Annotated in this window: 1 protein-coding gene; it reads right to left on the bottom strand. The window is 56.8% G+C overall.

Going from position 1 to position 581, the window contains the following annotated elements; translation table 11 throughout:
• On the bottom strand, positions 1 to 504 hold a 504-nt coding region (locus tag EXE42_RS16065), incomplete at its 3' end, for a surface glycoprotein (RefSeq protein WP_199240786.1).
• Positions 505 to 581: the final 77 nt, after the last annotated feature.

Raw genomic sequence — 581 nt, 5'->3', positions numbered from 1 at the left:
TTCCGCGTCGGAAGTGAACGTGACGACGACGTCAATTACTTCAGATCCACCGTCGTCGAGGACAAGCTCGTCCTCGCTGTCACTGTCGGTGTCGGTGTTAGAGAACGCACCGTTCGAGCTAAATTCGGTGCTGCTCGTACCGAAGCGGACATCACTGAGGCTGGAGACAGAGTCGTTCGTCGCGATGGTCTGTCCCCCAACGACCAGCTCGATCTGGTCAACGTCAGCCGCAGTGATGGCACCGCCGCCAGTTTTGGCGACGCTAATGTTGTCAATCTCTACCTGATTACCATTACCACCGTTAGCGTCAGCAACGGTGATATTCTGAATTGTTGCCGATTCTCCCGGACCAGCACTGACTGCGGTGCTGCCTTCCGTAATGGAAGCGCCCGTGTTTGCTGCAGCGGCACTACCCGCGAAGCCAGCAGCAAACATGGACACGACCATTACCGCCGCGAAGAAGACCGCATTAGCCTTCTTGCGCGTATTTGTGTCGTTTGTCATTGTTGAGTTGTGTTCTGCGTCGCGACAGCCTGCTTTGTCCGCGCCTGGGTCGCCCGCTCGTCGTCGCCAACTATCTC

The sequence above is a fragment of the Halorubrum sp. SP3 genome (assembly GCF_005435195.1).
GTDB classification, from domain to species: Archaea; Halobacteriota; Halobacteria; order Halobacteriales; family Haloferacaceae; genus Halorubrum; species Halorubrum sodomense.
This window is presented reverse-complemented; position numbering and strand designations above follow the sequence as displayed.